We start from the raw sequence: 26021 nt of genomic DNA, 5'->3' as shown, positions 1-26021 counted from the left end.
ACAAAAGAATTGTTGAGGTTTCAAAATATTTGTATTCATTTTTACTAGCTTTATATATTTACATTTCCTTGATTATCAACTATAATTCTCATATCTTGGATTAAAAAATTCTTCTTTTCGTCTTTCTTATTTATTCTTTTATTTAATTAAATGAGGTGGACTATGAATAAAGAAATTATTAAATTTATTAGGAAAAATTACGAAATGACACAGAGAGATTTTGCCCGTGTTTTAAATTGCAGCTTTGCATTAATTGCTTTAGTGGAAGTCGGAAAGCGAAGAGTTAGTAAAGATTTAGAAAATAAGATTAGACAAACGTTTAACATTGACGATCAAGATATCGCCTCCATTACATCCATAATATCAGAAATTAGTAAAGGAATTCCTCCGTTTATGTAATTTCTAGAAGAAAATAGCAAGTACATACAGATCCCTCATGTTGTGTTTTATGTAGATACTTTCTATTTTCTTCTATTTAAAAATTATCCTCCCTGCACCCTTTTTTCTCTCTCCCAATAGGATAAAGAAGGAGAAAGGAGGGGAAAAATGCCTATTAATGAACATCACAGCAATTCTTCAAAAATTTATCTTCCCAAACTTTCTGCAGAAAGTTTAAATAATCAATCCCGTTACCACCATAATTATTTACAGGAATATCTTTTTAAACAGCACAAACAAAATGAGCAACTAATGACATTATGGAATAAATTTCAGGAAGATTCGATTGAGAAACAGAAGAAGCATCTTCAACAATTTAACGAAATCGATTCAAAATTAGAACTTAATGATTCAGCTACAAAGGAGCTTTTAACTAAATTTACTGCTTTGGATAATGAAACATCCAAAATAGAAGAACAACTTGACACTATTATCTTACTAGCGCAGGAGCAAAAAGATTTAACAGAGGAAGAATCTCTGCGGCAAACAGCTTTATTTGACCAGTTATCTTTTCAGGAGAAAGATATTGCGATGATTTCTAATAAAATGGAAGACTTTAATCAGCTTGCTACAGATGTGAAAACAAAAATCACGGAAACAGAAACGAACTATCAACATATTGCAGAAAAGCTGGATTTACAAGAAATATTTCAGCAAACCTTATTAGAAAGCATGAAGGAAACAACTGGGAGCGTCAATAAAATCAGTCGACAGCTCGACTATCTAAAAGAATTTATCTTCGAAAGAATACACTATTTAGCGGAAAAAATAGAAAACAATATCAAAAGCATCTCACAGCCAATTCAGCGATTCTTCGTTTCTTCTGAAAAGGATGAAACGATAAAAAAATAAAATGGTAACTGGTTTATAACCAAATAAAAAAACCTAAACAATTATACGAAGATGCTAATAAAAACATTCGTATAATCGTCTAGGTTTATTTTTTGTTGGAATACTTTCCAGCACTATTTACTTAATCAAGAATTTTTACTGATACTTGTTTTCTTCCCCACTCTAATGCTTTCGCTTGAGATGGAACAAAAACATCGATTTTCTTCCCTTTAATTGCTCCACCTGTATCACCAGCAATTGCAGTACCATATCCTTCAACATAGACCTTAGAGCCAAGAGGAATTACGTTAGGATCAACTGAGATAACCTTTTTATCTGGATTATCCTTTAAATTAATTCCAGTTGCTGTAACACCAGAACAGCCTTCACAATTTGCTGTATATGCTGTTGCAGTGACTGTGATTTCTTTTGCTGCTGAATTTGTACTTTCAGCCTTTACTGTATTATCTGCTTTAACCGGCTTGTTAACTGGCTTTGATTCTGACGTTTTTTGTTCAGAACCTTCTTTGGAAACAATCAATACATCATCCTTATGTATTGTATCACTATTCAGCTTATTCCAATCCTTCAGCTGATCTACAGTTGTATTATATTTTTTAGAGATTTTCCATAGATTATCTCCCGCTTTTACTTTGTATTTCTTTACCTCTTTAATAGTAAGTGTATCATCCACTTTAATGATATCACTATCTAAATCATTCCATCTTTTTATATCATCAACACTTACCTTTTTTTCTTGTGAAATAGACCAAAGGGTATCTCCTTTTTCAACTTTCATTTCTTCTGCACCTACAAACGGAGCAGCTGTAGTTAGTATTGACGCACAAGTTAGAATAGAAAAGATTTTTTTCATTTTATACCTCCTAAAATAGCTCCAGTTGAGCTAACAGGTATAATCTTAACATGAAAAACGTCAAAAAAAAGAACAGGCAGTTGTTAATTCGATTACGTATATGACAATCCAATAACAAACACAATACGAATCGTCAGAATAATCAACTAACTTACACCTGTTTTCTTTTTAAACATATTTTTTAATGAACGGAAGGTAAGGTTATATGGAAGCTTGTTCCTTTATTTAATTCACTGTCAACATATACTTTTCCATTTAAATTCTCAATTATTTTGAAACTGACCATTAGTCCAAGTCCATTGCCTTCTTTTTTAGTTGTAAAGAAGGGCTCACCTATTTTTTTTAGTTGCTCTTTTGACATGCCAATTCCGCTGTCTTTGATTAAAATGGAAATATTCCCCTTTTCTTTTTTTACATTTATATCAATAGATCCCCCATCAGGCATTGCTTCGACCGCGTTCTTTATAAAGTTCAAGAAAACCTGTTTTAATTTATTCTCGTCACATTCTACGAAAGGATTGGAATCTTCGTAGTAGCGATTCAATTGGATTTTATTTTTTCGCAGCTGGTAATCTAAAATCGAAAGAACATTATCTATAATAGGAAGTAGCGGTTTTTTCTCTAATACAGAAACAGTCGGCTTAGAAAGAAGCATGAATTCCTCGACAATAGAGTTTACTCTTTCAATTTCATCTAGAATAATCTCAAAGTATTCCTGTCGATCTTTCTCGGTTTCATCCATACTCAAAAATTCCGCATATCCTTTTATGGAAGTTAGAGGGTTGCGGATCTCATGAGCAACACCAGCTGCTAATTGACCAATCGCGGCTAATTTATCTTGTCGATGAAGAACTTCTTCTGTTCGTTTCTTTTCTGTAATATCATTTCTAATAGCTAAGTATTGATAAGGCTTATTGTTTTTATCTAAAAAAGGGACTATAGTTGTGTCCACCCAATAATAGGAGCCATCTTTCCTTTTATTTCGGATTTCCCCCTTCCAAATTTCTCCTTTTCCAATTGTTTGCCAAACATTTCGGAAAAAATCTTTTGAATGATAGCCAGAATTTACAATACGATGGGTCTTCCCGATTAATTCCTGTCTACTATATCCGGATATCTCACAAAATTTAGAATTAACATTTGTAATAATTCCTCTTTTATCTGTAAATGCAATAATACTTGATTGTTCTAATGCATAGGTAATGTCACTTACTTCACGTACAGACTCTTCCAGTTGATGCTGAACCATTTTTTGCTCTGTAATGTCACGTCTTATTGCTACATACTGATAAGGTGCCCCCTCCTTATTTAAAAAAGGGACTATTACGGTATCAACCCAATATAGCGTACCATCCTTTGCTTTATTGAGTATCTCCCCTTTCCATATCTCCCCTTTTTTAATCGTATTCCATAATTGTCGAAAAAACTCAGGCGAATGATGGCCAGAATTCAAAATACGATGATTTTGTCCTAACAATTCCTCACGACTATACTTCGATACTTCCACAAATTTATCGTTTACATATGTAATCATTCCATTATTATCAGTAAAAGCAACGATTGCAGACTCATCCAAAGCATGCTGCATATCTCTCACATTAATTGCTCCTACATCCATTCGTTCTCCAATTAAGGTACTTGTTCCAATTAACCCACCTAAAACTAAGACAGAAACAAATAATGCAATGTAAATAATGAAGCTGCTTTGATAGGAATCCCTCACAACGGAAACTTCTGGTGCACTTACATCACTTAAGAGAATGAAATGACTGATCATACACACTCCTGTCATTAGTAAACTACATACAGGACGTATCCATTTTTTAAAAACGGCAGAGATATTAACAGGATAAAATGATAGCCATATCGAAATAAAAAATACAAAAAATAACAATAAAAAACTGATAAATAATTGCGGAATTTGATAATATACTATACTGCCGATTGAATAAAAACCAATAATGGATACTGATAATAAAGAAAGACTAAAAAAGAAAGCAGATACATAAATCCTTCTCTTCTTTTTTTTCTTATCTAATAGCGCATAAAATGCCATACCACTAAAGCATATGCCTACTACCATTGATAAGATAGTGATAGGGATATTATAGTTAGCAGTTGCATACACATTTTTAATCATCATATCAATAAAACTTAAAATCCAAAATCCAAAACCTATCGTAAATGTGCTTGCTAAAAACAAAAATCTACTATTTTTCTCTCCATTTTTTACTAATTGAAATAAATCAAACGAAGAATAGCATGCCATATATACGATTAGGATACTAATGAAAATTAATATGGAGTTATACAACAAAAATCCTCCTAATCTATTTTTTGCATTCTATTTGATTGTAAATCAAATAAAACAGATAAGAAAGCATTTTTGTATAAATGATTCACAAAATAGCCACATAACCATTCGTCTGTGGAGAGATTTAATAGTGGGATATGAAAGGACTTGAATATTTTATGAAGAAAGTCGAAGAGTTTCCTAAATAAGGATATTGATTAGGAAATCTCGACGACTTGGCACAACAAAAATAAATATATTTATCAAGTTTTCGCGATTAATAATTAATTACTGATTTGAGGAAGCTCTCTCATTTCAGCTGTTGTCTGATCTCCGCATAAAGGACAAAGAAGATCGTCTGTAGCAAAATCCTTTCTCATCCACCCGTTACAGGAATTACATGCATATACTTCCATACTCATTAACACTTCTTCCGGTTTTTCTTCCACACCTTTCCGATTAAAAAACATATGAGCACGCCCCCTTTTTAAACTATTATTGCCAGCACTTCTAATAATTATGTATGTAAACCAAAACATTGAAAGAAATAAACCACCTATTACTACTTACAATCATAATGGGTAGTACCCATTTACCATCCATTTTCTTTAAAGCGAAAAAAATGAACAAATATTTTTCAAAATCTGTAACTAAGTGTAATCGTTATGGTAATATGATGAAAACTCAACGTGAAGGAGCTAATAATGTCTACAAAGTTATTTTATTCAACTCCATATGAAACAAAATGGACAACCACCATAAAGGAAGTTATCGAAACGAAAAATCAAATTTATGTCCTTTTAAAAGAAACAGCGTTTTATCCAGAAGGTGGAGGTCAACCAGCAGATACTGGATTCATTGACGGGATTCGTGTCGTAGATGTACAGATGAAGGATAATCAAATTTATCACCTTATGGAAAGAAAACCAGAAAATAAACTCGTATCATGTGAATTAGATTGGGATAGACGATATGATCATATGCAGCAGCATACTGCTCAGCACATGTTATCAGCTGTTTTGGAAGAATTATATCAAATTCCAACAGTTAGCTTTCATTTAGGAAAAGAGTACACAACAATTGATATAGATACAGCTGATCTAACAAAGGAACAAATGACTCAACTAGAAAAATCCTGTAATTCCTATATTATGAAAAACTTAGAAATCAAAACGCATATTACAACCTATGAACAAGTGAGTAAATTTCCTTTAAGAAAGCTGCCAAAAGTAACTGGTGATATAAGAATCGTGGAAATCGATAATTGGGATTTTTCTGCATGTGCTGGAACACATGTAGGCAGAACTGGAGAATTAGGCGTCTTTAAAATATTGAAAACTGAAAAACATCGTGGTCAAACGAGGATTTTCTTTTTAAGTGGGTGGAGAGCCATTCGTGACTATCAAACAGCACAATCTATATTAGATAACTTAGGAACGTTTTTTAAAACAAATAAACTGCAGCTTGAAGATCGTGTAAATAAAGTGGAATTAGAGAAAAAGGCATTAACTAAAGAATTAGAAACACTAAAAAGAGAAAATATAGCGTTTTTAGCAGAACAAATTCTTTCGACACATACAGAAAAAGTAATTTTCCTTTCATTTGCAGACAAAACAATCAAGGATTTATCTATTCTTGCCAAATATCTATTGCAAAAACAATCTAGCAGCATTATTCTCCTGAGTTCGGAAACAGATAAAAAAATACTAATACAGCAGAATGGTGATTATCCTCTTCATTGTGGAAAGTTTCTTAAGGAAACAATCCAAGGATATGAAGGGAAAGGTGGTGGCAATGTACTGCAAGCACAAGGTACGTTCTCTTCCGTTTTACAATTAAATGCCTGCCTAAAGGAACTAAGACAAAGATTAGATGAGAGTATATAAAAAACTAAAAACGTCCTCGAGATAACGGCTCTGCCAAGATCTAGAGGTCGTTTTTGTTAATTTCGAATTTGTTGGTTTCTTTTTTCTAGCATTATCGCAACTTTAATCATAAAATAACTAATCTCTTCTGGAAGTTCTTCTTTAATGGGCTTTAATTTATCCATGCCCACTTTTTGAATTGCTTCCACTATCTTCGTTTTATCTTCTGGCTTTAGAAATTTTGTCCAATCAATCTCTATTTCTTCTTCTCCGCAGCGTAGCAGATGGTTTTCTACCGTTTGAACATTTAATTGTCTTTCTTTTGCGATTTCCTTAATGGATAATCCGCTTTTCCATAACTCAAAAGTATGGAGATGGGAATTTTCCACCTGTTTTTTTGCTCTTTTGTCTTTTTTTGTCCTTACTTCGGAAGAATGAATATCTTCCCTGTCAGCTGAATAAGTCTCCTCTTTTTGAAACGCTAAAATATGATCAATGATTACATCTCCATATTTTTGTAACTTATGGTCTCCTATCCCTTTTATCTCTCTAAATTCTTCATGCGATGTTGGCATTAGCACTGAGATATTTCGCAATGTTTGATCGGAAAATACCACAAATGGAGGAACGTTTTCTTCCTCTGCCAATTGTTTGCGAACACCTCTCAAGTAATCAAATAATGCGTTATTTTCACTAACTTTTACTGTCTCTATTTGTTCTTTTCGGACCACCCTTATTTTTCCTAAAAGAACTTCTTTTCCTTTATTGGAAACTTTTAATATTGGCATCGTACCTGTACTTACATCTATATATTGTTCAGAAATAAGGAACTCGATAAAATCACTAATTTCTTTTGCTGATTGCTCTTTCATAAGGCCATATGTTTTAATTTGATTTAATTGAAAATCCATTAATTTTTTATTTTTTGAACCAGTTAATACTTGTGCAATCATTGTTTTTCCGAATCTTTCACCCATTCTTATCATGCACGACAATACTTTTTGGGCATCCACTGTAACATCGATTACCGTCCTTTCATCTGTACAGTTCGAACATTGGCCGCATTTCTCTGTATATTCTTCACCAAAATAATGCAAGATATATTCTTGAAGACAATCTTCTGTATGACAAAAATTTATCATGGATTGTAATTTATCGAGATCTTGCTTCTGTTTATCTGGATCGCTTATTGTCTGATCAATTAGAAAACGCTGAATCCGAATATCTTGTGCTGAATATAACAATATACACTTACTCTGTAGACCGTCACGTCCTGCCCTTCCCGCTTCTTGATAATAACCCTCCATATTTTTTGGAAGCTGATAATGAATGACATACCGAATATTACTTTTATCAATCCCCATACCAAATGCATTTGTGGCAATCATAATGGATACATCATCTTTTATAAACGCTTGCTGTTCAGCCTCTCTTTGCCCATCGTTCATACCGCCATGATATTTTGCAACTGAATAGCCTTTTTTTGCTAATCTTTCATACAGTTTTTCCACCTCTTGTCTAGTCGCTGCATAAATGATCCCAGATTCCTCTTTATTTTTCTTTAAAAAGGATTCGAGAAACTTCCCTTTATCTTGCCCTTTAATAATGGAAAAAGATAAATTATCACGAGCAAAACCTGTCTTAACTGTATTTTCCCAAGGAATATTTAATAATTGACAAATATCTTCATGAACTTTAGGTGTTGCCGTTGCTGTTAACGCAGCGACAAGTGGCCTTTCCACTAATTTATTGATGAGAAAGCCAATCTTTGCGTAGCTTGGACGAAAATCATGTCCCCATTGTGAAATACAATGAGCTTCATCTACAGCAATAAAAGATAGGGAAACTTCCTTTAATAAATCTGTAAAATAATCTGCTTCTAGTCGTTCTGGTGCAATATAAAGTAATTTATAATGACCGTTTTTTATATCATATATCCTTTCCTGCACTTCTTCATTATGTAACGTACTATTAATATAAGTCGCTGGAATGCCAACTTCTGTTAGTGCATCTACTTGATCTTTCATTAAAGAAATTAAAGGGGATATAACTATCGTCAATCCAGGGAAAATCATCGCGGGCACCTGATAACAAATAGATTTCCCCCCGCCAGTTGGCATAATTCCTGCAACATTTTCACCATTTAATAATAGGCGAATAATATCTTCTTGTCCTTTTCTAAAATGGTCATATCCAAAGTACTCTTTTAAAATACTACGTGCTTTATCCATCATTACCTAAATCTCCCCACTTTTATCCGAACATATCTTTAAAATATTGTAACATTAATTGGATGAATTTTGAATGAAGCTTTATCGCTACAAGTGCTTGTCCAAATAGAAGTGTTATAGCACTCCGACAAAAAATAATAAGCAGCTTGCTAATTCCCATATAGATGAATTAGCAAGCTATCAATTATGCTAAGCTACACCTCTCCTAACGGCATTAATCGAAAGTAGAGGATCAGCCTTTAATTTAAAATTATAGCCAAGCAGCTCCAACGATGATTAACAAAATGAACAGTACTACGATTAAAACAAAACCATTTCCGAATCCAAATCCTCCGCCAGTAGCTACTGGTGCAGCAACAGGTGCAGCATAACCGCATCCACAATTATCGTATCCAAATCCTCCGTAACCCATTTTATGAAACACTCCCTTTTTCTATCTTTATTCCTATCAGAAACCGACGTAGCAAGAACCTACAATTATTAATAAAATGAATAGCACTACTAGTAGAGCAAAACCTCCACCAAAACCAGCTGTATGGCCACCACTCATTTATTCCACCTCCCTCATACACATAAGCATCATATGAGTCTAGAGTTTGTCCTGTTTGGGCGTTTGAAGAAAAAGCTGAAAATATATTATAGTATGTAGACAGATTCCTTTCAGAAAGAAATCTGTCTTTAATAATCGTTTAAAAGAAAGGAATAAAGGCCAATGCAGCGATTAACCCTAAAGATACTCCTACAGCGGCTGCACCAAATCCCCAGCCCCAACCCCAGCCCCAGCCGGGTCTATTACCACGTCTATAACCATATCCGAATCCACCATGGCTCCGACGATTTCCACCTATTGGTCGAATATACACTTTATTAGGAGTGACTCTTTCGATGATTCCGGTATGAACCTCACCACTATGGGTTCGGATTCTTACACATCTTCCAACACCGTTTGAACACTGATTATAAAAATTCTTAGCAGACATTTATCACACCTCCAACCATTCATCCCTATTATCCTATGTACAAGTCTAAAAAAAGAATGGACAACTATCATAAAAGGAGAGCGGATATTTTGACTGATCATTTCATAAAATTAAATCTGAAAAATTTCCCTTCAATTACAATCAGCTTGAGGTGAACAGAATGAAAAATTGCATATTCCAAAATAGGAATACCCAATTTAAAGTAGCTTCTAAATGTGTAAATTTCAAAATAGTTGGGTAGGAATAAGAAAAAAGGAGATTTCATATGTTAGTTGCAGCAATGTGGGGGGCAATAGCAAGCCTTTCCTTACTCGTGGGATCTATCGCTGGTTTGTTTTTAATGATACCCAAAAGGATTATTGCTTATTTTATGGCTTTGGGTACTGGTATTTTAATAGGGGCCTCTTCTTTTGAGCTTTTAATTAAATCTGTACATAAAAGTGGAATCATTACAACAGCTATTACTTTTTTAACTGGTGCAGGTTTATTTACTTTAATTGAAATATTTCTCTATAAAAAGGGCGGATCCAATCGGAAACGATCACATAAAAATCCAGAAGGTCATTCCGGACTAGCTATTTATATTGGCACTCTGATGGACGCGATACCAGAATCAATGATTATAGGATTAAGTCTATTAATAACACAGAAGGTGGACATGCTCTTTTTGATCGCCATTTTCATCAGTAATTTTCCTGAATCCCTTTCTTCAACGGTGGGTCTAAAAAAAGACAACTATTCAAACAAGAAAATTTTATTTTTATGGAGCAGTGTCATCCTTATTTCCGCGATAAGCAGCTCAGTGGGATATTTATTTTTAGAGAACGCATCAGCAGTAATGCTTTCTGGAATTCAGTCATTTGGTGCCGGTGGATTAATTGCAATGGTTTGCTCCACTATGCTTCCCGAAGCTTTTGAGCAAGGAGGACCAACAGTTGGATTTGTTGCATGTATGGGATTAATCTTCTATCTAAGCATGAGTCATCTAGGATAGAAACTGAAACTGTCGAAATATGATTTCGACAGTTTTCTGGTCAATAAAAAATGGCTGTTACTTTGCTAATGATTTAGGTGTAGTAACACGTAAAGAGGATTCATTCGTTTTTCTTTTTTTCTTAGGAAAAATATAGAGGTTTAATGCGCCAACAAAGAATGCTCCGCCAACGATATTACCGATTGTAACAGGTATTAAGTTATGTAAAGCATTTGCCAATGTAATTGTCTCTGGATGTGGTACGATGAGGGCAATAGAGAAAAGCGCCATATTAGCGACACTATGCTCATAACCAGAAATCATAAAGGCAAAGACAATTAATAATGTGGCAATTATTTTTCCGACATCCCCCTTCACATTCATCGGTATCCAAATAGCCAAACAAACCAACCAGTTACAAAGGATGCCTCGAACAAATAATTCAACTGTTGTAGCACTCATTTTAGAATTAGCAACATCCATAAGCCAAGTTGTTTTAGGAACTAAGCTAAATAAGCCTGAGTAATAGATTAGTAAAGCAAAAAATAACGCTCCAACCAAGTTGCCAAAATATGTACTAACCCAATTATAAATAGTATCTTTCCAACTAGTTGCTCCTGACAAAGTACTCATAGCAAATGCCATTGTGTTTCCTGTAAATAACTCCCCACCACCATACGAAATAAGGACTAGCGCCAACCCGAAAAATAAACTAGTCATCATATAGGTGGCAGGCGAATGAATATCGAAAAATGGTTGTGCTAAACGATAACACAGCATTAAAGCAAAACCAATGTAGATTCCTGCTAAAATGGCTTTTACAAAATAACGAAAGAAAGAATCGTCGATTGTTTCTTTCTTTTTCAATGCATAATTAATAGCCTTATCAACTGGATGAATTTCCATTGCAATACCTTCCTTTCTGTATAACATTATTATACAAAAGGAAAAGCGAATTACCTTGTGAAAAAATGAACAATTTTTAACAATTTGGTTTATAGGAAAAAACATCTCATTTACAAAAACAAATATATATTATGTACTATTCAAATAGAAATAAGCTTATAAACTCACTGTGTCGTAGTCGATAATTTACTATTCTGTTGAATTGCTACCGAAAACTGCGATCTTGGCTTTGTAAAGCTAATTTTTATACCAGATTTTTTCATTTTATTAACTAAATCAACTAGCTGTTTTTTAGCCATCATATACGACTCCTTTTTTCTTAATAGTTTTAGTGTACTAGAAATTTATGAAAAAATTATGAACAAATCATAAATAATTTTAGACAATCGTTTATTAGTTTAGAGACATATTAAAACACTATCATCTCTTCTTAATAAATTCTCTTTATTAGAAGAAAACCCTTTATTTTATGATATTTTTTTACCCTTTGGTTCTATTATCGTAAACATTTTTTCATTTTTCTATCGGGCATTTTTCATATTTTTGGTTTTTTAAGCATAAATGAATCCATAAATACTAGATTCTTATCTTGCTAAAGCAAATTATTTATTTTGGAATGCGGATAACTTTCATCTGAAAAATTCATCTAAAGAAAGATTTATTTAAAATAATTCGCGCTCTGATAGGAAAAATGATATAATTTTAAGGATATTGGAGTTTGGAGGATTTTTAAATGATAACAGTTACGAATGTAGGTCTTCGATACGGCGATCGCAAATTATTTGAAGATGTTAATATTAAATTTACACCAGGTAATTGCTACGGTTTAATCGGAGCAAACGGTGCAGGAAAATCTACTTTCCTAAAAATACTATCTGGTGAAATAGAAGCTCAATCAGGGAATGTTTCTTTAGGACCTGGAGAAAGACTTGCTGTTTTAAAGCAGAATCACTTTGAATATGAAGAACATGAAGTATTAAAAGTGGTAATAATGGGGCATGCAAGATTATATGAAGTAATGCAAGAGAAAGATGCGATTTACATGAAAGAAAATTTCACAGATGAAGATGGCATGAAAGCCGCAGAGCTTGAAGGAGAATTCGCCGAATTAAACGGATGGGAAGCAGAATCTGAAGCTGCGATTCTTTTAAAAGGATTAGGCATTGGTGAGGAGCTTCATTATAAGACAATGGCGGAATTAAACGGTTCCGATAAAGTGAAAGTGTTATTAGCGCAAGCACTTTTCGGTGAACCTGATGTTCTTTTACTAGATGAGCCTACTAACCATTTGGATATTAATGCAATTAAGTGGTTAGAGGAATTTTTAATTAACTTTGACAATACTGTAATTGTTGTGTCCCATGACAGACATTTCTTAAACAAGGTTTGTACACATATTGCAGACTTAGACTATAGTAGAATCCAAATTTATGTGGGTAACTATGATTTTTGGTATGAATCAAGTCAATTAGCTTCTAGAATGGCAAACGATGCAAACAAAAAGAAAGAAGAAAAAATTAAAGAACTTCAAAACTTTATTGCTCGATTTAGTGCAAATGCTTCTAAGTCGAAACAGGCTACTTCTCGAAAAAAATTACTTGATAAAATTTCGTTAGATGACATTAAACCTTCATCACGAAAATATCCATATGTTGCATTTACTCCTGAGCGTGAAATTGGTAATGACTTATTAAGAGTTGAAAACCTAACAAAAACCATTGACGGGGTTAAAGTTCTTGATAATGTAAGCTTTATTATGAATAAAGATGATAAGATTGCCCTAGTTGGTCCAAATGAAATTGCTAAGACTACTCTATTCCGTATTTTAGCGGGCGAAATGGAGCCAGATAGTGGCACTTATAAATGGGGAGTTACTACTTCTCAAAGTTATTTTCCAGCTGAAAACTCGGAGTATTTTAATAACGATGACGAAACTCTAGTAGACTGGCTTCGCCAATATTCTCCCAATGATCAAACAGAAAGCTTTTTAAGAGGATTTTTAGGCCGCATGTTATTTTCTGGAGAAGAAGTATTGAAAAAACCTAGCGTTTTATCAGGTGGAGAAAAAGTTCGTTGTATGTTATCTAAAATGATGCTGAGTGGCGCAAATGTTCTACTTCTAGATGAACCTACTAACCATTTAGATTTAGAATCCATCACAGCTTTAAATAATGGATTAATCAACTTTAAAGGTTCATTAATTTTCACTTCTCATGACCATCAGTTTGTATCAACAATTGCAAATCGCATTCTTGAGATTACCCCACAAGGACTTGTTGATAAGCAAATGAATTACGATGAATATTTAGAAGATGAAGCATTACAAAAAAATATTGCAAATATGTATAAATAAAAAAACCGGGATTCCCCGTTTTTCAGACTGTCGACAAACTCCTAATTCAGTAATTAGGAGTTTGTCTTAGTTTATTAAATATACATTTTTTAAATAAGAGTTGATTTCCGTTGCAGGGGTTCGCTTTCCGTGGGGCTCGCGCTGAGCCGCTTCGACCTAAAGGTCTACAGGATCTCAGACTGTCTTCGCAGATCCCAGCGGAGTCTCACCCCTTCCACTAAAAACCGGGATTCCCCGTTTTTTTAACGTTTAATTGCCTTTTTTCTTATCACATAGATGAAATAAATGGCGAACGGAATAAGGAAAACTATTCCTGGAAACGAAGATTTCTTCTCGTCTCTTCCTGCTTCATCCGAAATATTCTTTTTAAACGTTTCCTCTGCTGGCTCAGCATTTGCTAATTGTACCGATTGAATAATATCATCGTTCTCATTTTTAATCATTAAAACACCGGAAGAGCTAACCTCATCTTTTCCTTTTGTGCGTGGAACCGTTATGTTAACTTCATCTGAAGTTTCATAAGTTGTCCCCTTAGCAAAAAATGATTTTCCTCCTGGAACTAATTTATGCATATATTGACTAAAGCCATAATCCATTAGTTCTTCCGTATCATTATATACATCCTGCTTATATGTCCCTTTTAAAATAATAGCAATCAAACTTAGCTCCCCATTCTCAGCGGTAGTAGCCAAAGTCTGTTTTGATTCGTCTACAAAACCAGTTTTCCCGCCAGTCACTTTGTCGTATGGGCGACTACCGTTTACCATTTGATGATGGCTTACTAATGTAGTATCCCAAGACAGACCATCCCACTTTAATTCATCTGTGCCGAATATTTCTCTAAATGTTTCATTTTTCATGGCGTACTGGGTGATTAATGCTAAATCGTTTGCAGTTGTGTAATGATCTTTATCAAATAAACCATTTGGATTTTTGAAATGCGTGGAATGAACATTGACTTTTTCCTTTAAGTACTTGTTAATATTTGTCTCAAAATTACTAATAGAACCATCTAGGTATTCAGCAATAGCTATCGCTGCATCATTACCAGAGTTAATTAGCATTCCATCAAGTAAATGTCTCAGTGTTACTTGCTCGCCTTTCTCTAAATAAACTCTTGTCCCTTCCGCTGAATACGCGTTCTCACTTACTGTAACAATATCATCTAATTTTCCATGCTCAATCGCATAAATGGCAGTCGCTATTTTTGTTAAACTTGCCGGATACATTTTTTTATACCCATTCTTTTCATATAATACCGCTCCAGTATCACTATCTAATAAGAAAGCTGCCTCACTTATTAGTTCAGGTTCCTTATTATCTTTAGCATTACTTATAGCAGGAAAGCAAAATAATAATAATACGAAACAAAATACAATGGTCGTTTCCTTCATTTTCCCCCACCTATTATTTTCTATGTTTTAAATACCATGACTATTGTACCAAATAATTGAGAATAATAAAGGTCAATCGGGATTTTGTCACAAAAATGAAACGCTTCTGTATTTTTTTATCATTATTCAAGTATACTTTTATTGCTAAACATATAGATTATTCACTTGAAAAAGCCTTTAAATAGGCTGCCGCATTTTTCTTAATGTTTTTTCCAATTTCTATTATAAATAAAAAAGCTGCCAATAAAAATGGTAGAAGATAATATCCAATTCGATATAAAAATAGGACTATCAACATTTGTTCTGATTCAATCCCTAAAGATTCAATCCCCCATAAAAATACTAATTCAAAAGAACCCATCCCACCAGGTATCATACTGATTATTCCAGTACAAGCAGCAACTAAGAAAAGCAAGAAAAAATCCCCAATAGAAACTGGCAATGCTATTATTCTAGCGATAGAATATAAATATGCAAATAAAAATATCCATTCCAACAGAGAAACAATTATCAAACCAACTATCTGATTTTGGTCAAAGACAAAGTTATGCTGCTTGGCTTTCTGATAACTTACGAGGAGCACTGGAAATATTAATCCTACTATAATAATGGCTGCAAATATCCAAAAATGATCTTCCATTAAATTCAGTCTTCTACTATAAAGAATAGCAATCCAAGACAATAAGCTAATACCAGATAAATAAAATATCGTTACTACCGCAATCCCTTTAAATAGTTTTTTTCGGTCTTTTTCATATCTTTTATAAAAGAAATTTCGTAAGGCAATACCAATTAAACCACCAAAACCAATTAAATTTGAAAAAGAATTACTAATAAATGAATATTTACCTACTTCTACAATTGGAACACGCTTCTTTAAATGCCTTACAAGAAAAAAATCATAAAAAAACATGGGAAGAGTCGCCATGAATCCGCCTATTGCAATGTAAAACAAACTATGAAATGGGATAGTCTGTAAATATTCATATAATTGGTTTATATCCGCTGATACAATCATGTTTTTAATTTCTCTTAAAACGATGATAAATATAACAATCGGCAGTAGTATCTTCGCTATATTGATCAAGATTTCTTTTTTTCTGATTGACATATTTACACCTCATACATTTCGCTTATGTTAATTCTAGTATTAGAGACCTAAAATTAATCTTACCTTATATATGGAAGAAAAGAAACGGAACTTTTTTCAAAAATTTTTATGTAAATAGCTTTATTACTTTCCAATAGTATGGACAAAATGAATAGCAATATTCTATTACAAGGAAAACATCTCCACTTCCTTTCTCTTTCCTCCACGATGAATACTTACCCTATTGTATAACAGAATAGAGAAAAAATCATAAATTTATATAACAGATATAAAAGATATTTTCCAACCTTCTTCTTTTACCCTTTTAAAACCACCTCTATAAACCCTTGGTATTATTAGAGTTCACATATACGACACAGAAAATTCGCAAGATGTACACAATTATTGTGATTGTTCTCACATATTATCTGTTATAGTTAAAACAGAAAGAAAAAAGCTTTCTGTTATATATTTTATTAAATCATGAGGTGATTATAATGGAAAAAGTTGAAACAACTAATTATTGGGAAGGCTTTAAAAATGGATCTTGGCAGAAAGAAGTAAATGTTCGTGATTTCATCCTGAAAAACTTTAAACCATATTATGGAGATTCTGCTTTCTTATCAGGTCCTACATTAGAAACTACACAATTATGGGAACAAGTAATGGAATTAAGTAAACTAGAAAGAGAACGAGGCGGTGTTTATGATTTAGATACTGATATCGTATCAACCATTACCTCTCACGGCCCTGGCTATTTAGATAAAACAAAAGAAAAAATCGTCGGTGTACAAACAGATGAACCTTTCAAACGCTCTTTCCAACCTAACGGCGGTATTAGAATGGCTGTTCAAGCTTGTGAATCATACGGCTATAAAGCGGATGAAGAATTAGTGAAATTCTTTACTGAACATCGTAAAACCCATAACGCAGGAGTTTTTGATGCTTATACAGATGAAATGAGATTAGCTAGAAAAGCTGCAATCATTACAGGTCTTCCTGATGCATATGGTCGTGGAAGAATTATTGGTGACTATCGTCGCGTTGCACTTTATGGTGTCGATTTCTTAATTAATGAAAAACAAAAAGACAAAAAAGCAACAAGTTCTGTTATGACAGAAGAAACAATCCGATTAAGAGAAGAACTTTCTGAACAAATTCGTGCTCTACATGAATTAAAAGAATTAGGTGCAAGCTATGGCTTTGATTTATCACGACCAGCAGCAAATGCCCAAGAAGCATTCCAATGGGTTTATCTTGCCTACCTTGCAGCAATAAAAGAACAAAACGGTGCTGCAATGAGCTTAGGGCGTGTATCTACCTTCTTAGATATTTATGTAGAAAGAGACTTAGAAAATGGCACATTAACAGAAAAAGAAGTACAAGAAATAGTGGATCACTTTATTATGAAGTTACGCCTGGTAAAATTTGCTCGTACACCTGACTATAATGAATTATTCAGCGGCGACCCTACTTGGGTAACCGAATCAATTGGCGGTATGGCTAATGACGGTAGACCTTTAGTAACAAAGAACTCTTTCCGTTTCCTTCATACTTTAGATAACTTAGGACCTGCACCGGAGCCAAACTTAACTGTTCTATGGTCTACACAGTTACCAGACAACTTTAAAAAATTCTGTGCGCAAATGTCGATTCAAACAAGTGCAATCCAATATGAAAATGATGATATTATGAAACCTCAATGGGGCGATGATTACGGAATCGCATGTTGTGTATCAGCAATGGAAATTGGTAAACAAATGCAGTTCTTTGGAGCTCGTGCCAACCTTGCTAAATGTTTATTATATGCAATTAATGGTGGTAAAGATGAGAAATTAAAAATCCAGGTTGGACCTAAATTTGAACCAATCACTTCTGAATACCTAGACTATAAAGAGGTTACCGAAAAATTTGATAATATGATGGAATGGTTAGCTGGCCTCTATATCAACACATTAAATGTTATCCATTATATGCATGACAAATACAGCTATGAAAGAATTGAAATGGCTCTTCATGACACAGAGATTCTTCGGACAATGGCTACAGGTATTGCAGGATTAAGCGTAGTTACAGACTCATTAAGTGCCATAAAACATGGAAAAGTTAAAGTTATTAGAGACGAAAACGGTCTTGCTGTAGATTTCGAAACGGAAGGAGATTTCCCTAAATACGGTAACAACGATGATGCAGTGGATAGTATTGCAGTTGAGATAGTTGAAAGCTTTATGAAAAAACTACGTAAACATCAAACATATCGCAATTCTATGCATACTATGTCTATCTTAACCATCACTTCTAACGTTGTATATGGTAAGAAAACAGGTAATACTCCAGACGGCCGTCGTGCAGGGGAACCTTTTGCTCCAGGAGCTAACCCTATGCATGGCCGTGATACAAAAGGAACTTTAGCATCTCTATCTTCTGTTGCTAAGTTACCTTACGATTATTCATTAGATGGTATTTCGAATACCTTCTCCATTGTGCCAAAAGCTTTAGGTAAAGAAGAAGATATTCGTGCAAATAACTTAGTATCAATTTTAGATGGCTATGCAACAAAAGCTGGGCACCACTTAAATGTTAACGTATTTAATAGAGAAACATTATTAGATGCTATGGAACATCCAGAATTATACCCGCAATTAACTATTCGTGTATCTGGATATGCAGTTAACTTTATCAAATTAACTCGTGAGCAACAACAAGACGTTATTAGTCGTACTTTCCATGAATCCATGTAATTCTTAAAGACTGGGCTGAGGGATTTTCTTATTCCCTCTCCCCCTCTTCTTACAGTGCTACTACTATACTGGATTGCGGGTTTATTATAAGGAGGAAAATAATCATGAACGGCAATATACATTCAATAGAAACATTTGGAACAGTAGATGGCCCAGGCATTCGCTATGTAGTGTTTACCCAAGGCTGCTTACTTCGCTGCCAATTTTGTCATAATGCAGACACTTGGGAAATTGGTACAGGAAAGCAAATGTCTGTTATGGACATTATCAATGATTTAAAAACATACCTTCCTTTTATCGAACCATCTGGTGGTGGTATTACTGTAAGTGGCGGGGAACCTTTATTACAAATACCATTTTTAATAGAATTATTTAAAGAGTGTAAAAAACTTGGTATTCATACAACGATTGACTCTTCTGGTGGTTGTTACTCAAAAGCCCCTTCTTTCCAAGCACAATTAGATGAATTAATGCAATATACTGATTTAGTCTTGCTTGATTTAAAACATATCGACCGTAAAAAACATATTAAATTAACTGGTATGGGAAATGATCATATTTTAGATTTTGCAACCTATTTATCAAATAAGAAAATCCCTATTTGGGTAAGACATGTTTTAGTACCTACAATTAATGATACAGAAGAAGATTTAACGAGACTAAGTGATTTCATTGCAAAACTTGAAAATGTAGAAAAAATTGATATACTCCCCTATCATAAGTTAGGTGTATATAAATGGGAGACGCTCGGATTAGAATATCCTTTAAAAGACATCGAACCACCTACACAAGAATCAGTTGATTTTGCGACTGCTATTTTAAATAGAATGATGTAAAGATTTAAAAACATAGATAAGAGGCATTAATTCACAATGTGATATCAATGCCTCTTACTAGCTATTCTCCTATTTAAGCATCACGATTAGCGTATGGGGGGTATGGCGGATATGGCGGTTTTGGTGGTTTGTGTGGACAACATGACTTCTTCTTGCAGCCTACAGATAATTCAGATTCAAAGGATATAGGGATATTTAAGAGTGTAACTTCTACGTCTAAACCTAGAATTTTAATCATTTATTTCCCTCCTATAATTTTTTTCGTACAAAATATTGTTAAACAACATTTACATATTTTGTACTTACATTATAGAGTATGTTAATTATTGGTACATGTTTGTGCTGTGTCATTAATTTAAGAGAGAAAATTGCCAAGAAAAAGAGACCGACAATTAATTTATTGGTCTCTTTTTCTTTTCTACTATTCTTTCCACCATTCATCAAACATTGATGCAGGTACTTGTCTCTTATGCTCTGTCAATAAGTACCGAGCTTCAATCTTCTCTGCCACATCTTGTGTAACTTCTTTTCCTTCTAAATAATCATCTAATTGGTCATAAGTAATACCAAGTTCGGTTTCATCTGCTTGCCCTGGTTTATTATCTAATAAATCGGCAGTTGGCACTTTCAAATAAAGAGCCTCTTCTGCATTCAACTCTTTTAATAATTGTTTTCCTTGTCTTTTTGATAATCCTGTTAATGGTAGAACATCCGCACCGCCATCTCCATACTTTGTAAAGAATCCTGTAACAGCTTCGGCAGCATGATCAGTACCTATCACTAGTAAATTTTCTTGTCCGCCAATTGCATATTGTGCAATCATTCGCATTCTAGCTTTTACATTTCCCTTATGATAATCAGCTAATGGCGTGTCACTCATGTCATCATAAACAGTTTTCACGTCGTCAACAGGATTTTTAATATTAAATACATATTCCTTATCCGCTTTTATAAATTCCAATGCACGTTTTGCATCTACTTCATCTGCTTGAACTCCATATGGCAATCTTACAGCTACAAAAGTTGCATTATAGCCTTCTGCACGTAATTCTTCTACTGCTAATTGTGCCAGTCTTCCTGCTAAAGATGAATCTTGGCCACCACTAATTCCCAAAACAAATCCTTTTGCTTTCGCTTTTTTAGCGTAATCCTTTAAAAATTGAACTCTTTTTTCAATTTCTTGTTTTGGATTAATTTCAGGTTGTACATTTAAATCCTTCATAATTCTTTCTTGTAAATCTCGCATGCTATTTCCTCCTCATTTGCGATTTTGAATAGATACTTTGACCTTTTCTATATGACTCATTTTATTTTCCCAGCATAATGGGCTTAAATCTACAGGATATTCCTCAGGATTTAAGGAACGCTTATATTCATCCCAAAGTATTTCTAAGCTTTGCTCTGAGTACTTTTGAATGCTCATGATATCAGGGGTTGCATATATTAACTTACCATCCTTAAAAATATCTTGATGGATATCTACTGCAGTAAAATTAGTCACAAATTTGCTTATATACGTATGGGTTGGATGAAACATCTTTAAGCGTTCTTCGTTTTCAGGATGTTCGGATTCTAAACAAATATAATCCCCTTCTGATTTACCATTTATATCATTTATAATTCGATATACCCTTTTTAACCCAGGTGTAGTCACTTTTTCTGGATTCCCGCTAATTTTAATCGTATCTTGCATGTTGCCTTCTTCATCTTCAATAGATACAAGCTTATATACGCCCCCAAGTGCTGGCTGATCATATGCTGTAATTAATTTGGTTCCTATTCCCCAAATATCTATTTTTGCCCCTTGTGCTTTTAAGTTAATTATCGTGTATTCATCTAGATCATTACTTGCAACTATTTTTGTATCATAGAAACCTGCTTCATCTAGCATTTTTCTTGCTTCTTTTGATAAATAAGCTAAATCACCGCTATCCAAGCGAATCCCTCGGAAGTTTATGCTATCGCCTAATTCCTTTGCAACACGAATAGCATTAGGGACGCCTGATCGCAAAGTATCATATGTGTCTACCAAAAAAACGCACTCCTTATGTCTTCGCGCATATTTATGAAAAGCTATATACTCATCATGATAGGCTTGAATCATAGAATGAGCATGCGTTCCAGAAATCGGAATACCGAATAATTTACCCGCTCTGACATTTGAGGTGGAATTAAAACCACCGATAAAAGCAGCTCTTGTTCCCCATAGTGCTGCATCTAGTTCATGTGCACGTCTACTTCCAAACTCCATTACGATTCCATCACCAATAACATTTTTAATTCTGGAAGCTTTCGTTGCAATTAATGTTTGGTAATTCACAATGTTTAAGATGGCCGTTTCGACAATTTGTGCTTGCGCAAGTGGTGCTTCAATTCTCATTAATGGTTCATTTGCGAAAACCACTTCTCCTTCTGCTGCTGACCGTAGACTTCCAGTAAAATGCAGATCTTTCAAATAAGCTAGGAAGTCTTCTTTAAAGCCTTCTTGTCTTAAATACTCAATATCCCCTTCAGAAAATTGCAGATTCTCTAGATATTGAATCACTCGCTCTAAACCAGCGAAAACAGCATAGCCATTATTAAAAGGTAATTTTCTAAAATACACTTCAAAAACAGCATTCTTTTCAGCAATGCCATCCTCCCAGTAAGTTTCAGCCATATTAATTTGATATAAGTCCGTATGTAACATTAAACTGTCATCTTTAAAATTAAAACTCATTATAGTCCTCCTGCAACCCCTAAACGACTAAAGGATAGTAGCCCCTAGTACATTTTTAAAATGTTCCAATGCCCATTGATGGCCAATTTCATTAAATGAAGCAACGGCATTTTCATATATATGAATATTATAACCAAGATTATAAGCATCTACAGCAGTATGTAGCACACATATATCTGTACAAACGCCAACTAGATAAATATCTTTGATGGATCTCTCTTGCAATTTTATATGTAAATCGGTGCCTGCAAAAGCACTGTATCTAGTTTTATCCATCCAATACACATTGGTTAAATCTTTGTGATCTTCATAAGTCTTTTGAAGTGTTCCATATAAATCTCTTCCTCTTGATTCAGCAATATTATGAGGTGGAAATAGCCTTGATTCTGGATGATATGGATCATTTAATGTATGCAAATCAATTGCAAATACAGTTAAATCATCATTATCGATAAAATTCTTCGTAATTTTTACTATTTCATTCTCAATTGCAATGCCTGGTTCACCACATGGTAGATTGCCTTCTACGAAGTCAAAAGTGTAATCAATATTAATTAGAGCTTTCATTAAATCCCCCCTTAATTTTTACAGAACTTATTAAAAACATCCTATAAGAAAACACCTTGATTATATTAAAACTATCATTTATTATACCATTCATTTTATTTTTTCCTATTGTAAATACTTAATTATTCCTGATTTTATGCAAATAGTACCTCTTGAAGGGTAATATCTTTTATCATTCAGCATTAAAAAATGTCATAAAATATACTTAATATTTGTAATCTTGACCTTTATCTCTAGTTGTTAATTGCTTTTCAGCCCTAGTTTCGATATAATTTTATTTGTTCACTAATAATGAGGTGTATAAATGATTGATTTATTATTAGACTTAACGTTTTTTCCTAGTTATCAAACGGTTTACTATACATTTTTAGTAGGTCTAGTACTGAAATATTTATGGGATTGGAACATTAAGACAACGGTTCAGCAAGAATTCTTTGCAACAGATCAAAGGTTGTCATTAGATGTTTCCATTACAACGATAAATATGAATGTTCAAAAATATAATACTCCTATTTTGCACTGGATTGTTAAAAATATCCGTAAAAGAATAGAGAGTTCACATGATGATCCAGAGAAACCAATTACCTCCTTTGTTAGCTAGTATTTAATTAACAATTTGGAGGAATTACAATGAAAAAATTATCAAAAAATACATTATTAATCATGCTATTAGGTTTATCAACTATTTTACTGAGTGCTTGTTCTTCATCAGCAAGCGGAAATAATGATGGATTTTTCCATAAAATATTTGTTGAGCCTTTTACGGCAATTATTCACGGAACAGCAGATGTATTTGCTGGAAGCTACGGCCTTGCGATTATTCTGATCACTTTAGTAATTCGACTTGTCTTAATGCCTTTAATGCTGAAACAATATAAAAAACAACAATTAATGAAATCCAAAATGGATACAATTAAACCTGAAATGGAAGCAATTCAGAAAAAGATTAAGGCCACTAAAGATCAAAAAGAACAGCAAAAACTGCAAATGGAAATGATGGATCTTTACAAAAAAAATAATATTAACCCACTTAATATTGGATGTTTACCAATGCTGATTCAAATGCCGATTTTAATGGGATTCTATTATGCAATACGTGGTTCTCAAGAAATAGCTAGCCACTCCTTTTTATGGTTTAATTTAGGACAGTCAGATTTAATTCTAACCGCGTTAGCAGGTATTGTTTATTATTTACAATTTAGAGTATCGCAAAGTACCATGACACAAGAACAACAAAAGCAAATGAGTAAAATAGGATTGATTTCTCCTATTATGATTGTAATAGTGTCTTTAAATGCTCCAGCAGCTCTACCACTATATTGGACAGTCGGTGGAACTTTCCTTATCTTCCAGTCTTTAATCGGAAGAAAACTATATCCACCTCAACCTAGTAATACAAAGGTAGCTACAGACAAATAAGTAATAAAGGACAAATTTTACGTGATAAAGCATTAAGCCACGCGTGAAATTTGTCCTTTTTTTAGATAATAAATGTTTCTTTTATAAATGGAGACCAACGTTCCACCCTGCAAAACAGAATAAAATCCCCCCTAAGAATGTCCCTAATATGTATATATATAACCCCATTCTTCTCTTTTCTCGATATAATGTTACTGCCTCAACAGCAAAAGTAGAGAAGGTTGTAAATGCTCCTAAAAAGCCAATTGCTAAAATAAAATAAACACTGGCGGTCACATCCATTCCAACGATTAATCCAAGTAGAAACGACCCGCCTATATTGACAATCATGGTCGGGATTGGGATAGACGCTTCCATTATTTTTTTTAGTTCATTTATAAAAAAGTAACGAGAAATAGCGCCAATAAAACCGCCAACTCCAATCAATAAAAGATTACTAACCATTTGATTTGCTCCACTTTCTTTCTCCAATTTTCATTCCTACATACGCAAAGCTAATTCCGATAACAGCACTACCAACAACGTAACAAATAGCGAGCAGATCACTACCATCAATTAACAAATGGACTGTATCCATACTGAAAGTTGATAAGGTAGTAAAAGAACCAATCATGCCTGTTCCAATGGCTGCAGCATACTCTGATTTTAGCTTTTGTCTTTTTATAATGGCACTTGTAAACCATCCTAGCATAAAGGAACCAGCAATATTTATTCCCAATGTTTGCAAGGGAAAATCATAGACAAAAGGAATTTGTCCTACAATATACCGCAAAATGCTCCCAATCACACCGCCAATCCCAACAAATATATAGTTCATTATTATTCATTCCCTTAACAATTCAATAATATCAAATCAGAATTATAATTATAATAAAAAAAGATGTCTAATGAAAAGAATCGTTATGATCATCAAAGGATTTCTATTAATCCATTCATCCACTAAAGATCCATAACTTTTCTATCATAAAAGACATCTTATATTCTTATATTGTTTGAAAATAGTCTTTGTAAAAACCGCCAATTTTACCAGAGTTATCTACAACAAAGTAAAATTCCTCTGTCTCGTTCTTTACTTCATACTCTTTCCCTACTGTTAACACTCTATTAACAATGTATTTGTTTGCATCGGTATGTATACATTTTACTTTTTTAACAGATGGTTTCTTTTCCCAGTTTTCATGTATCATTTTATTGCTCCTTTCATTCTAGTACTATCCTAGTATAAAGGGAAACCGATACATAGTGCAATAGATTCTCGTTATGAAACTAAATTCTGTAGTTCCTTTTCCATCCACATTATCTTATTTCTTTCAAATGTAAACCATTTTCCTGTATCTACTTGTAAAAAAGTCATGTAGCATTTGCCATTAATCCAATCCAAGCGTTTGAAATCCAATGCATAATACGATGTATGATTATATTTGATGACATAAAAGTTTTTATGTTCTTGAATATACATTTTATGACCTTCTTTCTAAGATGTAGTTACTATTCTATACCACAGCTAAACT

General features: G+C 33.6%; 28 protein-coding genes. 9 read left to right on the top strand and 19 right to left on the bottom strand.

The genetic code is table 11. The features are described from left to right. Window positions 1-204 precede the first annotated feature (204 nt). Together NST77_RS08300 and NST77_RS08295 are read left to right on the top strand one after the other, a co-directional pair. Window positions 205-399, top strand: a complete 195-nt coding sequence (locus NST77_RS08300; protein ID WP_235973392.1) for a helix-turn-helix domain-containing protein — start codon at window positions 205-207, stop codon at window positions 397-399. A gap of 147 nt (window positions 400-546) precedes the next feature. Continuing rightward, window positions 547-1290, top strand: a complete 744-nt coding sequence (locus NST77_RS08295) for a hypothetical protein (protein WP_341122888.1) — start codon at window positions 547-549, stop codon at window positions 1288-1290. Window positions 1291-1411: 121 nt separating this feature from the next. Here NST77_RS08295 and NST77_RS08290 read toward each other — a convergent pair whose 3' ends face one another. From NST77_RS08290 to NST77_RS08280, 3 genes are all read right to left on the bottom strand, one after another. Further along, complete coding sequence (locus tag NST77_RS08290) at window positions 1412-2143, bottom strand: 3D domain-containing protein (RefSeq protein ID WP_095328764.1); 732 nt, start codon at window positions 2141-2143, stop codon at window positions 1412-1414. A 181-nt stretch (window positions 2144-2324) separates the two neighbouring features. Next, window positions 2325-4457 carry a PAS domain S-box protein gene (locus NST77_RS08285; protein WP_235850202.1) on the bottom strand — a complete coding sequence of 711 codons (2133 nt, stop codon included), beginning with the start codon at window positions 4455-4457 and terminating at the stop codon, window positions 2325-2327. Window positions 4458-4720: 263 nt separating this feature from the next. Continuing rightward, window positions 4721-4906, bottom strand: coding sequence for a cold-inducible protein YdjO-related protein (locus tag NST77_RS08280; RefSeq protein WP_095328763.1), 186 nt, complete (start codon window positions 4904-4906; stop codon window positions 4721-4723). Window positions 4907-5140: 234 nt separating this feature from the next. On the opposite strand from NST77_RS08280, the gene NST77_RS08275 reads away from it, so the two are divergent. Continuing rightward, entirely contained in the window at window positions 5141-6322 is a 1182-nt protein-coding gene (locus NST77_RS08275) for an alanyl-tRNA editing protein (protein ID WP_095328762.1), read from the top strand. Window positions 6323-6378: 56 nt separating this feature from the next. Here NST77_RS08275 and recQ read toward each other — a convergent pair whose 3' ends face one another. From recQ to NST77_RS08255, 4 genes are all read right to left on the bottom strand, one after another. Next, the gene (recQ, locus tag NST77_RS08270) at window positions 6379-8535 is read right to left on the bottom strand and encodes a DNA helicase RecQ (RefSeq protein ID WP_095328761.1); all 2157 of its coding nucleotides are present in this window, start codon (window positions 8533-8535) and stop codon (window positions 6379-6381) included. Window positions 8536-8782: 247 nt separating this feature from the next. Next, a complete protein-coding gene (locus NST77_RS08265) occupies window positions 8783-8944 on the bottom strand; it encodes a YjcZ family sporulation protein (RefSeq protein ID WP_095328760.1) in 162 nt (53 codons plus the stop codon). 36 nt (window positions 8945-8980) lie between these two features. Continuing rightward, window positions 8981-9082 carry a YjcZ family sporulation protein gene (locus tag NST77_RS08260; RefSeq protein WP_082138378.1) on the bottom strand — a complete coding sequence of 34 codons (102 nt, stop codon included), beginning with the start codon at window positions 9080-9082 and terminating at the stop codon, window positions 8981-8983. A gap of 139 nt (window positions 9083-9221) precedes the next feature. Continuing rightward, complete coding sequence (locus NST77_RS08255) at window positions 9222-9512, bottom strand: hypothetical protein (protein WP_095328759.1); 291 nt, start codon at window positions 9510-9512, stop codon at window positions 9222-9224. A 265-nt stretch (window positions 9513-9777) separates the two neighbouring features. On the opposite strand from NST77_RS08255, the gene NST77_RS08250 reads away from it, so the two are divergent. After that, complete coding sequence (locus NST77_RS08250; protein ID WP_341122887.1) at window positions 9778-10506, top strand: ZIP family metal transporter; 729 nt, start codon at window positions 9778-9780, stop codon at window positions 10504-10506. 57 nt (window positions 10507-10563) lie between these two features. Here the strand turns inward: NST77_RS08250 and NST77_RS08245 are convergent, their stop codons facing one another. Both NST77_RS08245 and NST77_RS08240 read right to left on the bottom strand, forming a co-directional pair. Beyond that, window positions 10564-11391, bottom strand: a complete 828-nt coding sequence (locus tag NST77_RS08245) for a formate/nitrite transporter family protein (protein ID WP_095321507.1) — start codon at window positions 11389-11391, stop codon at window positions 10564-10566. Window positions 11392-11555: 164 nt separating this feature from the next. Further along, window positions 11556-11690 carry a hypothetical protein gene (locus tag NST77_RS08240; protein ID WP_268874828.1) on the bottom strand — a complete coding sequence of 45 codons (135 nt, stop codon included), beginning with the start codon at window positions 11688-11690 and terminating at the stop codon, window positions 11556-11558. A gap of 434 nt (window positions 11691-12124) precedes the next feature. Between NST77_RS08240 and NST77_RS08235 the strand changes: the two genes are divergently transcribed. Next, on the top strand, window positions 12125-13744 hold the full coding sequence (locus NST77_RS08235) for an ABC-F family ATP-binding cassette domain-containing protein (protein ID WP_095328757.1): 1620 nt from the start codon (window positions 12125-12127) through the stop codon (window positions 13742-13744). A 242-nt stretch (window positions 13745-13986) separates the two neighbouring features. On the opposite strand, the gene NST77_RS08230 is transcribed toward NST77_RS08235, so the two are convergent. After that, window positions 13987-15138 (bottom strand): D-alanyl-D-alanine carboxypeptidase family protein, encoded by a 1152-nt coding sequence (locus NST77_RS08230; RefSeq protein WP_171509621.1) that lies wholly within the window; start codon window positions 15136-15138, stop codon window positions 13987-13989. 157 nt (window positions 15139-15295) lie between these two features. Next, entirely contained in the window at window positions 15296-16249 is a 954-nt protein-coding gene (locus tag NST77_RS08225; RefSeq protein ID WP_095328753.1) for a lysylphosphatidylglycerol synthase domain-containing protein, read from the bottom strand. 476 nt (window positions 16250-16725) lie between these two features. Between NST77_RS08225 and pflB the strand changes: the two genes are divergently transcribed. Further along, a complete protein-coding gene (pflB, locus tag NST77_RS08220) occupies window positions 16726-18969 on the top strand; it encodes a formate C-acetyltransferase (RefSeq protein ID WP_123259428.1) in 2244 nt (747 codons plus the stop codon). 104 nt (window positions 18970-19073) lie between these two features. After that, entirely contained in the window at window positions 19074-19805 is a 732-nt protein-coding gene (gene pflA / locus NST77_RS08215; RefSeq protein WP_095328751.1) for a pyruvate formate-lyase-activating protein, read from the top strand. Window positions 19806-19878: 73 nt separating this feature from the next. On the opposite strand, the gene NST77_RS08210 is transcribed toward pflA, so the two are convergent. The 4 genes from NST77_RS08210 to NST77_RS08195 all read right to left on the bottom strand — a co-directional run bounded on the left by NST77_RS08210 (window position 19879) and on the right by NST77_RS08195 (window position 23091). Further along, a complete protein-coding gene (locus tag NST77_RS08210) occupies window positions 19879-20043 on the bottom strand; it encodes a hypothetical protein (RefSeq protein WP_163186885.1) in 165 nt (54 codons plus the stop codon). Between the two features lie 183 nt (window positions 20044-20226). Next, window positions 20227-21051: an ammonia-dependent NAD(+) synthetase gene (gene nadE, locus NST77_RS08205; RefSeq protein ID WP_095328750.1), complete on the bottom strand. Its 825-nt coding sequence runs from the start codon at window positions 21049-21051 to the stop codon at window positions 20227-20229. A 12-nt stretch (window positions 21052-21063) separates the two neighbouring features. Continuing rightward, window positions 21064-22524 carry a nicotinate phosphoribosyltransferase gene (locus NST77_RS08200; RefSeq protein WP_123257667.1) on the bottom strand — a complete coding sequence of 487 codons (1461 nt, stop codon included), beginning with the start codon at window positions 22522-22524 and terminating at the stop codon, window positions 21064-21066. A gap of 27 nt (window positions 22525-22551) precedes the next feature. Then, window positions 22552-23091, bottom strand: coding sequence for a cysteine hydrolase family protein (locus NST77_RS08195; RefSeq protein WP_123257666.1), 540 nt, complete (start codon window positions 23089-23091; stop codon window positions 22552-22554). A 304-nt stretch (window positions 23092-23395) separates the two neighbouring features. On the opposite strand from NST77_RS08195, the gene NST77_RS08190 reads away from it, so the two are divergent. Both NST77_RS08190 and yidC read left to right on the top strand, forming a co-directional pair. Continuing rightward, window positions 23396-23692: a hypothetical protein gene (locus tag NST77_RS08190; protein WP_095328747.1), complete on the top strand. Its 297-nt coding sequence runs from the start codon at window positions 23396-23398 to the stop codon at window positions 23690-23692. 29 nt (window positions 23693-23721) lie between these two features. After that, a complete protein-coding gene (yidC, locus tag NST77_RS08185; protein ID WP_095328746.1) occupies window positions 23722-24510 on the top strand; it encodes a membrane protein insertase YidC in 789 nt (262 codons plus the stop codon). 81 nt (window positions 24511-24591) lie between these two features. On the opposite strand, the gene NST77_RS08180 is transcribed toward yidC, so the two are convergent. The 4 genes from NST77_RS08180 to NST77_RS08165 all read right to left on the bottom strand — a co-directional run bounded on the left by NST77_RS08180 (window position 24592) and on the right by NST77_RS08165 (window position 25969). Further along, a complete protein-coding gene (locus NST77_RS08180) occupies window positions 24592-24954 on the bottom strand; it encodes a fluoride efflux transporter FluC (protein WP_095328745.1) in 363 nt (120 codons plus the stop codon). Next, window positions 24947-25327, bottom strand: a complete 381-nt coding sequence (locus tag NST77_RS08175) for a fluoride efflux transporter FluC (protein ID WP_163186887.1) — start codon at window positions 25325-25327, stop codon at window positions 24947-24949. Before NST77_RS08175 ends, NST77_RS08180 begins: the two co-directional genes overlap by 8 nt. A 166-nt stretch (window positions 25328-25493) precedes the next feature. After that, window positions 25494-25697: a DUF6501 family protein gene (locus NST77_RS08170; RefSeq protein ID WP_095328743.1), complete on the bottom strand. Its 204-nt coding sequence runs from the start codon at window positions 25695-25697 to the stop codon at window positions 25494-25496. A 71-nt stretch (window positions 25698-25768) separates the two neighbouring features. Continuing rightward, window positions 25769-25969 (bottom strand): hypothetical protein, encoded by a 201-nt coding sequence (locus NST77_RS08165; RefSeq protein ID WP_095328742.1) that lies wholly within the window; start codon window positions 25967-25969, stop codon window positions 25769-25771. Window positions 25970-26021: the final 52 nt, after the last annotated feature.

Source organism: Niallia sp. FSL W8-0177 (genome assembly GCF_038006285.1).
In the GTDB taxonomy this organism is placed as follows: Bacteria; Bacillota; Bacilli; order Bacillales; family Cytobacillaceae; genus Niallia; species Niallia circulans_A.
Note: the sequence above shows the minus strand (reverse complement) of the source record. Positions and strands in the feature narration are given on the sequence as shown.

Bases quoted from the DNA above. Each gene is read 5' to 3' on its own strand.
- yidC (WP_095328746.1), top strand. From the start codon at position 23,722: ATGAAAAAATTATCAAAAAATACATTATTAATCATGCTATTAGGTTTA.
- NST77_RS08260 (WP_082138378.1), bottom strand. From the start codon at position 9,082: ATGAGTGGTGGCCATACAGCTGGTTTTGGTGGAGGTTTTGCTCTACTA.
- NST77_RS08235 (WP_095328757.1), top strand. From the start codon at position 12,125: ATGATAACAGTTACGAATGTAGGTCTTCGATACGGCGATCGCAAATTA.
- NST77_RS08300 (WP_235973392.1), top strand. From the start codon at position 205: ATGACACAGAGAGATTTTGCCCGTGTTTTAAATTGCAGCTTTGCATTA.
- NST77_RS08255 (WP_095328759.1), bottom strand. From the start codon at position 9,512: ATGTCTGCTAAGAATTTTTATAATCAGTGTTCAAACGGTGTTGGAAGA.
- NST77_RS08200 (WP_123257667.1), bottom strand. From the start codon at position 22,524: ATGAGTTTTAATTTTAAAGATGACAGTTTAATGTTACATACGGACTTA.
- NST77_RS08275 (WP_095328762.1), top strand. From the start codon at position 5,141: ATGTCTACAAAGTTATTTTATTCAACTCCATATGAAACAAAATGGACA.
- NST77_RS08190 (WP_095328747.1), top strand. From the start codon at position 23,396: ATGATTGATTTATTATTAGACTTAACGTTTTTTCCTAGTTATCAAACG.
- pflA (WP_095328751.1), top strand. From the start codon at position 19,074: ATGAACGGCAATATACATTCAATAGAAACATTTGGAACAGTAGATGGC.
- NST77_RS08280 (WP_095328763.1), bottom strand. From the start codon at position 4,906: ATGTTTTTTAATCGGAAAGGTGTGGAAGAAAAACCGGAAGAAGTGTTA.
- nadE (WP_095328750.1), bottom strand. From the start codon at position 21,051: ATGCGAGATTTACAAGAAAGAATTATGAAGGATTTAAATGTACAACCT.
- NST77_RS08175 (WP_163186887.1), bottom strand. From the start codon at position 25,327: ATGAACTATATATTTGTTGGGATTGGCGGTGTGATTGGGAGCATTTTG.
- NST77_RS08245 (WP_095321507.1), bottom strand. From the start codon at position 11,391: ATGGAAATTCATCCAGTTGATAAGGCTATTAATTATGCATTGAAAAAG.
- NST77_RS08295 (WP_341122888.1), top strand. From the start codon at position 547: ATGCCTATTAATGAACATCACAGCAATTCTTCAAAAATTTATCTTCCC.
- NST77_RS08195 (WP_123257666.1), bottom strand. From the start codon at position 23,091: ATGAAAGCTCTAATTAATATTGATTACACTTTTGACTTCGTAGAAGGC.
- pflB (WP_123259428.1), top strand. From the start codon at position 16,726: ATGGAAAAAGTTGAAACAACTAATTATTGGGAAGGCTTTAAAAATGGA.
- NST77_RS08210 (WP_163186885.1), bottom strand. From the start codon at position 20,043: ATGATTAAAATTCTAGGTTTAGACGTAGAAGTTACACTCTTAAATATC.
- NST77_RS08225 (WP_095328753.1), bottom strand. From the start codon at position 16,249: ATGTCAATCAGAAAAAAAGAAATCTTGATCAATATAGCGAAGATACTA.
- NST77_RS08290 (WP_095328764.1), bottom strand. From the start codon at position 2,143: ATGAAAAAAATCTTTTCTATTCTAACTTGTGCGTCAATACTAACTACA.
- recQ (WP_095328761.1), bottom strand. From the start codon at position 8,535: ATGATGGATAAAGCACGTAGTATTTTAAAAGAGTACTTTGGATATGAC.
- NST77_RS08250 (WP_341122887.1), top strand. From the start codon at position 9,778: ATGTTAGTTGCAGCAATGTGGGGGGCAATAGCAAGCCTTTCCTTACTC.
- NST77_RS08170 (WP_095328743.1), bottom strand. From the start codon at position 25,697: ATGATACATGAAAACTGGGAAAAGAAACCATCTGTTAAAAAAGTAAAA.
- NST77_RS08240 (WP_268874828.1), bottom strand. From the start codon at position 11,690: ATGGCTAAAAAACAGCTAGTTGATTTAGTTAATAAAATGAAAAAATCT.
- NST77_RS08265 (WP_095328760.1), bottom strand. From the start codon at position 8,944: ATGGGTTACGGAGGATTTGGATACGATAATTGTGGATGCGGTTATGCT.
- NST77_RS08230 (WP_171509621.1), bottom strand. From the start codon at position 15,138: ATGAAGGAAACGACCATTGTATTTTGTTTCGTATTATTATTATTTTGC.
- NST77_RS08180 (WP_095328745.1), bottom strand. From the start codon at position 24,954: ATGGTTAGTAATCTTTTATTGATTGGAGTTGGCGGTTTTATTGGCGCT.
- NST77_RS08165 (WP_095328742.1), bottom strand. From the start codon at position 25,969: ATGTATATTCAAGAACATAAAAACTTTTATGTCATCAAATATAATCAT.